A 1570-nucleotide genomic window follows, 5' to 3' on the forward strand; every position below is an offset into this window, starting at 1 on the left:
CACCTCCTCAAGGGCTGGACCGGCACCTGCACCACCTGCAACCGACCCCTACCCCACAACCGAACCAGACACAGAACCTAACGAAGCACTACTAGTCCTCGATGCCGTACGGGGAGCGCGGTGGGAGGTCGGGGAGTATGCCCTCCTGGCCGTCCACCGCGGTACGGGCCGCGCTCGCGGAGGCCGTCATCTCCTCGTCCGTCGCCTCCAGGTGCCGGTAGCCGTCGTCCATCGCGAGGCCCAGGAACCGGGTGAATGCGGCGCGCGGGGTGACGACGACGCGGTGCGGGGCGTTGCTGTCCCAGAGGCGGACCATGCGTGTTCCGTCCGGGGTGACGTTGGCGGGTTCGGCGTTTGACAAGGGGCTCCTCCTTTCCTCTCCTCTTTTGCCATATGCCCAAGCCGTCACACCGAGTGCCGGCTACTGGTGTTGACCTCCGCGAGCGCGGGCGAGATCAGGTCGGCGGTGGTGGCGGGACGGAGTTCGCTGGGCGGGGCTTCCCATTCGCAACCGCCGCGGGGAGGGCGGAGGTAGTAGCGGGTGGGGTACTTCGCCATGATCACGCCCACGCGTTTCATGACGATGTCGAAAGCGAGTTTGCCTACGGCGAGTTCCTGTCGGGGCGTGCGTGCATTGTCGTTGGTCATATGACACTCCGTTCTGTAGTGCCCCCACTACCAAGCGATTTCAGCGTGACTCACAGCGGAATGGTCTTCAACTTGCTCCAACTGCTGAGGGAGTTAGGTGAATCACGTTGAACCGTGAAGAACTCAACCCCGAGGAGTCGCCGAAAGCGGCGTTCGGTCAACGTTTACGCATCCTGCGGGACGAGCGAGGCTTGACGCAGGACGAGCTGGCCGATCTGATGGGCTGCTCGGGGACGCGCATCTCCGCCGTGGAATCTGGTCGGCGGGCTCCAACTCCGCGGTTCGCGCGGACCGCCGATCGTGTGTTCGGCACCGAAGGCCGGCTCGAACGCCAGTGTCTGGCGGTGCGGCAAACGGCTTGGCTGGAGGGGATGCCCGAGTACCTCGGGTACGAGAGCCGAGCGGTGGAAATCCGGCTGTACGAAGTGGGCGTCTTGCCGGGGCTGCTTCAGACTTCGAAGTATGCAAAGGCCCTGGCTGACAGCGTCGTCAAGCGGGGAGCGGTCACACCTGAACAGGGCAGTGATCGGGTGGCGCTCGTAGAGCGACGGCAGGCAGCGCTCCTTCGCAACCCACCGCCGTTGGTTTTCGTGGTGCTGGACGAGAGCTGTCTCCGTCGACCCGTGGGTGGGAATGCCGTGATGGAGCAGCAGTTCAACGAGCTGCTTGAGTTCGCGGAGATGCCGAACACCGTCGTCCAGGTTGCGCCCTTCGAGATGGGTGAACACCACCCCTTCGATCTGCCGCTCTAGGGCTGTGTGATCCGCTGGGTGCCGACGACGCTCCGCTTCACCCGACGCCACACACCCTTTGGCCCCGGCCGCGCACGGCGAATTCCAGGGGTCGTCGCAACACAGTGATCATCTGGCTGTTGCCAGGAGCTTAGCGAGGCGCTCGGCTGGGGTTTCCCAGCCGAGCGTTT

2 protein-coding genes and 1 pseudogene are annotated in these 1570 nt (G+C 64.7%); 1 reads left to right on the forward strand and 2 read right to left on the reverse strand.

Annotated features, from left to right (window positions below; genetic code table 11):
- Positions 1-91: 91 nt before the first annotated feature.
- Together AB0E05_RS36390 and AB0E05_RS36395 are read right to left on the reverse strand one after the other, a co-directional pair.
- On the reverse strand, positions 92-361 hold the full coding sequence (locus AB0E05_RS36390; RefSeq protein ID WP_361971901.1) for a hypothetical protein: 270 nt from the start codon (positions 359-361) through the stop codon (positions 92-94).
- Between the two features lie 44 nt (positions 362-405).
- Entirely contained in the window at positions 406-648 is a 243-nt protein-coding gene (locus AB0E05_RS36395; protein WP_361971903.1) for a hypothetical protein, read from the reverse strand.
- Positions 649-755: 107 nt separating this feature from the next.
- Here AB0E05_RS36395 and AB0E05_RS36400 point away from each other — a divergent pair.
- Positions 756-1397 (forward strand): annotated as a pseudogene (locus AB0E05_RS36400) (helix-turn-helix transcriptional regulator); the annotation flags it as partial.
- Positions 1398-1570 lie beyond the last annotated feature (173 nt).

It is taken from the genome of Streptomyces sp. NPDC048057, assembly GCF_040653095.1.
In the GTDB taxonomy this organism is placed as follows: domain Bacteria; phylum Actinomycetota; class Actinomycetes; order Streptomycetales; family Streptomycetaceae; genus Streptomyces.

Excerpts from the sequence above, each read along its gene's own strand:
- AB0E05_RS36395 (WP_361971903.1), bottom strand. The coding sequence starts at position 648 with ATGACCAACGACAATGCACGCACGCCCCGACAGGAACTCGCCGTAGGC.